The sequence below is a fragment of the Micromonospora sp. PTRAS2 genome (genome assembly GCF_054052245.1).
Genome location: NZ_JBSWBU010000023.1, coordinates 37,243 through 43,274, shown reverse-complemented (window position 1 = coordinate 43,274; position 6,032 = coordinate 37,243). Strand labels below are relative to the sequence as shown.

Sequence of the window (6,032 nt, the reverse complement as noted above, 5' to 3'; positions counted from 1 at the left end):
AGTCAGCGTGTCGGGGTGATCGTTGCCGAGCACCCGCCGGCAGTCGGTGAGGGCCTGCTTGAGGTAGGCGATGGCGTGAGGGAGGTTTCCCTGGTCGAGCAGGAATAGGCTGGTCGCGTTGAGCAGGTAGGCCTGGGCGACGCGGTCGCTGTCGGTGGCGTGTGCTCTGGTCTGGGAGGCGAGCGCGTCGATGTGGGGCAACAGGGTGCGCCATGTCGGCCAGGTGGTGGGGGCGCGCCAGTCGTCGGGTCGTGCGGTGGTCAGTGCGGTGGTGGCGGTGGTGCGGGCGGTGGTGATGTCGTCGGGTTGGCGGTGCGGGTCGTCGGGGTCGGGTGTGCGGGCGACGGCCTGGACGAGTCGGTGCACGGTGACGGCCCTGGTGGCGGGGTCGATGCTGAGCATGTTGTACGCGGCCAGCCGGCCGACCGCCCGCGTCACCGCTGGTTCCCCCGCGCCGTCGCCGAGGTGGTGCCACAGGCTGCGGGGGATGGCTTCCGGCGCGTACCAGGCCAGGGCCCGCAGCAGCCGTCCGGGCAGGCGATCGTCGGCGAGGGCGTCGAGGGTGACCTGCCAGACCCGGGCGATCGTCCGTTCGGCGGCCCGGCCTTCCTCACCGTCGCGGTACATGTCGGCGGGATGCTCGGCGAGCAGCCGAAGATAATCACCGACGGTGGTCCGGGTCTGGGCCAGGTAGGCGCCAGCCTGTTCCACCGCCAGCGGTAGATGGCCCAACTCGGCGCACAGGGCGGCAGCGCCCGCGGGGTCGATGACACCGCCGCCCTGAGACACGATTCCGGTGAGCAGGGCGACCGCCTGGCCGGGTTCGAGGACGTCCAAGTGCAGCGGGGTCACGATGTCGGGCCAGCCGGTGGCGCGACGGCTGGTCACCAGGATCCGCCCGTGGGGCAGCCGTCCCACCAGTTCGGCGATGTGGGCGGGATCGGTGACGTTGTCCAGGATGAGCAGCCACCCGTCGTGGCAGGCCAGCCAGCGTACGGCCCATTCTCGCAGGGACGGTGACGGCAGAGCCGCGAGGGCTGGTTGCAGCGCGACGGTCAGGGCGACCAGGCCGGCGTCGAGAGCGGCGGGACTGTCCGCGGTGATCCACCAGATCGGGCGGTGCTGGTCGCGGTGGGTTGCCGCCCACCGTGCGACCAGGGTGCTCTTACCGATACCGCCGAGCCCGTGGACCGCCTGCACGACCACCACACCCGGTTCCTGAGCCGCTGCGTCCAGCCAGCCCAGCGCATCCTCACGACCCACGAACAGCCGCAGCCGCACCGGCAGGTTCACCAGCCCGGCCGGTGCGGGCACATCTTCCGGCGCGACCAACGCCTCCGCCGGCAGCACCGTGACGTGCTGGGTATTGGTCGCGTTGTCGCCCGTGGAGGCGATACCGGGAATGCTGCCCGCCGTGATCGAGCCCGACCCGCTCGGCACGGTGGGATCACCCACCGGCGTCGGCGGTTCGGGATCAGCGGGCAAAGGGGCAACCCGGTCGCGTCGAAACCACCTCACCGGTGCTGGGTGTTCGTCGCGTTGTCGCCCGTCGAGGCGATCCCCGTGAGATCACCCTGCACGGTGATCGACCCCGGCCCCGCCACTGGCGGTGTCACCACAGCCGGCGGCGTCGGTGCCACAGCCGGGTTTCCCGACGGAGCAAGCACGAGGGCGGCCACCGCGACCACGAAGCTCGCGGCCCCGGCCAGCCAACTGGCCACCTCCACCCCCTGCAAACCGAACACCACCGCCACCACCACCAACCCGGCAGCGACCAACCCACCCACCCCGATGACCACCCAGCGTCGCGAACCCATGACCACATCATCAGCCACCATCGCCACCCGAACCACATCAGACAGTCCAGAGTCCGAGGGCAGACGTCACACACCAGGCGCTGTTGGTCTAGCGGGCCGTGCCGCACTGCCAGGCGTACGAGTGCCACGACCCGCGCGGTGCCGTACGTCGCACGCCGGACACGATCCGGGTCCGACATTTCATACCTCGATAAGATCAGTTATGAAGGCATGACCGCGTGATCTTGAGGCCGGAGCGATTCTGCGGAATCACCCACCGGACCAAGTCCGCGAGGGGTGCGCGCCGGGCCGGCGTGCACCCTCGCGGATCGGCGTGCTACACACCCGTGATGGTGTAGCTGACGATCGCGTGCGTGGCCACGCTGACCGCTCCCCAGGGCAGCATCACCCGCAGCACCTTGTAGGCGGCGTCGCGGCGGGGCTCGGTCTCGCTGAACACACTCGCCAAGGCCATCAGGACCACCATGCCGGCGTAGGCCAACATGAGCGTGACGGGAACCCACTCAGGCACGGGACCGCTCCCCTCCCAGACGCAACGCCACCGCCAGCCGCGGCACACTCCACAGCAGGATCCCGAGGACGTACCCGACGCGACTCCACCAAGGCGCACCCTCGGCACGCAGGTCATACAGCTCCCCCATCCACTCCTCGCCGTACCGGGACACCGCCGACCCCGGCAACAACCCCGCCGCGCCGCGCAGCAGCATCGCGGTACCAGCTCCTGCAATACGCCCCCTCAGGTCGGGGGCGATGATGAAGCCGGCGAGAACGGCGACTACGGCGTTGCCGATAACGGCGAAACGGAGGCCGGCAGTGGTGGGGGCGGAGTAGGCGGTGGTGGGGGCAAAGCCGATGGTGGTAGTGGCAAAGAAGCCGACGGTGGGGGTGCCAAAGAAGCCGAGGGTGGGGGTGCCAAAGAAGCCGAGGGTGCGGAGGAAGATGATGTCATAGACGACGGTGACGACGCCGACAAAGAGGAAGACGACCTCAATGAGGGTGGGGCGCTCGCGGGAAGCGACGACACCGACAGCGCTAGGGCCGTCGACAACCTGCGGTAGGTCGCCGGCAAGCGCTCCGAGTGAGCAGTCTTCGCGGTTGCTGCTGGATGCCATCTCGGTTTCCGTCCTCACTGGCAGCCCGGCTGCGGGCGCAGCCTGTTGAGCGCGGGGGCGCGAGCGGCGGACTCGCTGGCTTCGGCGAGCGCGAGGCGCGCCGTTACAGCTCCGTCAGGAGTGAATTGGTAGTAGCGGCGGCGGGGCCGGCCGGCCTCCTCATGCTCAGCTGGGTCCTCCCAGTAGCTCTCCACCCACCCGGCCTGTTCCAGGCGGGCCAGGATCGGGTGCAGGCTGCCAGACTTCAGTCCCGTCTCGGCGGCAATGTCGCGCCCCCAGCGAGCCTTTGTCGGCTCGGTCAGCAGCGCGCGTACCACCGCCACCGTCTGCGCGGTAAGGCGTGGTCCCATAGTCATAGGAAAACTCTACCTAGGTAGCGGGATGCTGTCTACTTAGGTAGATCCGAGGTCGGGACGACGGCGAGCGAGCTCTGATCCCGGGTCGCGCCGGCCAGGTCGCGAGCCGGCTTGGCGACCTTGCGCAGCCCGCCCGCCGTGGCGGTAAAGGGGTCGGTGGCCGATCCGACGTTCCAGTCCTCGTCGGCGTCGACCGGCTGGCGGTCGACGCGGTAGCTCACGCCGCCGTCTTCCTCTTGGAGTGTCTCGACGACCAGGGCACCGCCGTTGCGGGCGGGGATCTGCGCTGACGCGCTCGCCCAGCCGGCCATCTCGTCGTGGCGGGCGCTGACCGCCTCCAGTTCGGCGGTGACCCTGCCCAGTTCGGCGGCGGTCGCCTGGTCGAGGGGGCGAGCGGTGGCGTCCATCGCGGCCTGCGCCGCTCGGGCGTCGGCCAGCTTCGCCTTGGCCGCGTGGTGCGCCCGGAGCATGGACAGGTACTCGCCGCGCAGCTTGTACGTAGCCCGTGGGGTCGGGCCGGTCGCGCCGCCCGGTGCGGCGTCCAGCTCGTCGAGCCGGGCCTGCTCGGCGTACGTGCGAACGCGCCGGCCCCGGTTGTGACGCTCGGCCTTGCTGCGTTTCGGAATCCGTTCCAGGGTCTCCATCTCGCGGTACTCGGCCAGGGTCAGGCCGCACACGAGCGCGGCCTGTTCGGCCAGCAACGGCGGCAGCCCCGGGTGGAGCGCGTCCCCGCCACCGTGCTTGAGCTGGTCCAGTCGCGCCGACTGGACGGCGGTCCGCTGCTGGAACGGAATCCGATCGAGGTCGCGCATCTCGCGGTACTCCTCGACGGTCAGGCCGCACACCTCGGCCGCCTCGGCGTCACCGTCGGGGTTCCAGGCGTCCCGGCCGGCGGCGTCGATTCGCTGCTGCCGCTGGTGGTAGACCATCCCGTCCGCCGGGGTCAGCCGCGCCACGACCCGCTCGATGTGGCGCCGACGCTGCTCCTGGGTCCGTTCCTCCTGCCGCACCCGCTCGCGCAGCGCGATCACCTCCTGCGTCCGGCCGGGATGCCGGGCGCCCTCCAGCCGGGTCCGCAAGGCGTGCAGCCGCTCGTAGTCCTTGACTACCTGCCGGAACCGCCTGTCCGCCTCGACGGCGCGAGCGATGACGTCCTCGACCACCTCCGGCAGGCGGGCCGCATCGGCGGCGTCCAGGACGACAGTGGCATCGGCCCCAGTGTCGACCGTCCACTCCTCGCCGTCCTCGTCGACGACGGCCTCCCGCGACGGCGCGTGGCCACCGCGCCACGGGCTCATGCTGACCTCACGACGTCAACCAGCCGAGACGGTCTACGATCTGCTGGTTCAGGAAGGACACCATGTTCCGTCACCAGAGCCGGAACTCGTGTTGACGATGCCGAAGAAGCCGACCGTGACACAGCCGGCTGCACCGCCCGTGGTGTTCTCCAACCCGGATCATGTCAACGACCCGGTCTTTCCAGCGGCGCCCTCCCAGCGGCGTCGTACGGCCAAAGCCATCCAGGGCAGTGCACGACGCGGACGCGGTCGATAACTCACGACACATCACAATGTAGGGCCGGAGCGATATCCGCTCCGGCCCTACATGAAGGAAATCCGCCCGGTCAAGGCTGCCGCGAGGCTGCTGGGGCACCGGAGCCCGGTGTCGGCAATGACCAAGGGCGCGATCACGCGATACGCGGCCTAACCTCGCCCGGCCGGCGCTCGGGTCCAGTGGCGCGGAGCGGCAGTGGCTACGGCGCGATCAGGGTCCAGGCGCTGATTCCGCCCAGCACGATCAGGGCTGGGACGACCAGGAGCAGTTCGGCGGCCGAGCCGGTGCGGAAGCGCAGCGGGGCCCACATGCCCAGCGGCGCCCACCGGCAGCCCTGGATCCGGATCGGCCACAGCAGCGGCACCCGGCTGAAGGTCAACGCGTCACCGAGGGAGTGCACCAGGCAGCCCAGGCCCAGCGGCAGACCGACCCACCACCATCCGGCGACCGGGCCGGGCAGCGCAGCGGCCATCACCCCGACGAACAGCCCGGCCGCCGCCGCCCCGTACGCGCCGCGGCTGCGCTTGCGCAGGGCCCCACGCGTGGCCAGCGCCGCGGCCAGCCCGGCGACCACCGCCGCGGCGACGTCCCCGCCGACCCCACACGCCAGCGACACGAGCAGGCCGGCGGCAACCGCGAACAGCAGAGTGTGCGTGACCGCTCGGTGCCCGCCCCTGCCCACACAGCAGCGGCAGGAGGCCCCGCGCAGCGCCGCCGCGCCCGCCGCCGCGCCCTGGGCGACCAGCCGGGTCACCGGACCCAGCGACCGGGCGATGACCGAGCCGGGATGGTCGACGTCAGGCAGCAGCGCCCCACCAGCGGTGACGGCCGCGCCGACCACCACGGTGCCCACCGCCGGCCGCGCCCCCAGCCCGGCCGCCACCGCGCAGCCGCCCAGCCACACCACCGCCCCGGACAACGCGTGGGAACGCCCCATCACCGCCACGCCACCACCCTCCACCACCGACACGAAACGCGAACGAAGCATCGCAGAGAGCACCGACACGCAGAAGCCCGCGCCGTCCACCACGACCGTGGGACCAACTTGCTCGTTGCGTACGAGAAAGCCCAGGCGTATCCCGAGGCGATCGAGCAGGCCTGCAACGAGCACGCGAAGCGCGTCGGCGACGACCTCCCGGCAACCGTGCGCCCTCGGCCCGCCCGCTGCTCGACCCGATCGACCCCGAGCTATC

General features: G+C 71.1%; 7 protein-coding genes. All 7 read right to left on the bottom strand.

Annotation, left to right across the window (positions count from 1 at the left end; genetic code table 11):
* Nucleotides 1-1,455, bottom strand: a 1,455-nt coding sequence (locus ACVMYR_RS32180) for a tetratricopeptide repeat protein (protein ID WP_457123594.1), incomplete at its 3' end; no start/stop codon positions are given.
* Between the two features lie 59 nt (nucleotides 1,456-1,514).
* Nucleotides 1,515-1,838 carry a hypothetical protein gene (locus tag ACVMYR_RS32175; RefSeq protein ID WP_457123596.1) on the bottom strand — a complete coding sequence of 108 codons (324 nt, stop codon included), beginning with the start codon at nucleotides 1,836-1,838 and terminating at the stop codon, nucleotides 1,515-1,517.
* 295 nt (nucleotides 1,839-2,133) lie between these two features.
* Entirely contained in the window at nucleotides 2,134-2,328 is a 195-nt protein-coding gene (locus ACVMYR_RS32170) for a hypothetical protein (RefSeq protein ID WP_457123593.1), read from the bottom strand.
* Nucleotides 2,321-2,929 (bottom strand): hypothetical protein, encoded by a 609-nt coding sequence (locus tag ACVMYR_RS32165; RefSeq protein WP_457123592.1) that lies wholly within the window; start codon nucleotides 2,927-2,929, stop codon nucleotides 2,321-2,323. The genes ACVMYR_RS32170 and ACVMYR_RS32165 overlap by 8 nt, the downstream gene beginning before the upstream one ends.
* A 14-nt stretch (nucleotides 2,930-2,943) precedes the next feature.
* On the bottom strand, nucleotides 2,944-3,252 hold the full coding sequence (locus tag ACVMYR_RS32160) for a helix-turn-helix transcriptional regulator (protein WP_457123591.1): 309 nt from the start codon (nucleotides 3,250-3,252) through the stop codon (nucleotides 2,944-2,946).
* 65 nt (nucleotides 3,253-3,317) lie between these two features.
* On the bottom strand, nucleotides 3,318-4,583 hold the full coding sequence (locus ACVMYR_RS32155) for a hypothetical protein (protein ID WP_457123590.1): 1,266 nt from the start codon (nucleotides 4,581-4,583) through the stop codon (nucleotides 3,318-3,320).
* A 455-nt stretch (nucleotides 4,584-5,038) separates the two neighbouring features.
* Nucleotides 5,039-5,827 (bottom strand): metal-dependent hydrolase, encoded by a 789-nt coding sequence (locus ACVMYR_RS32150; protein WP_457123589.1) that lies wholly within the window; start codon nucleotides 5,825-5,827, stop codon nucleotides 5,039-5,041.
* Between the last annotated feature and the right edge of the window lie 205 nt (nucleotides 5,828-6,032).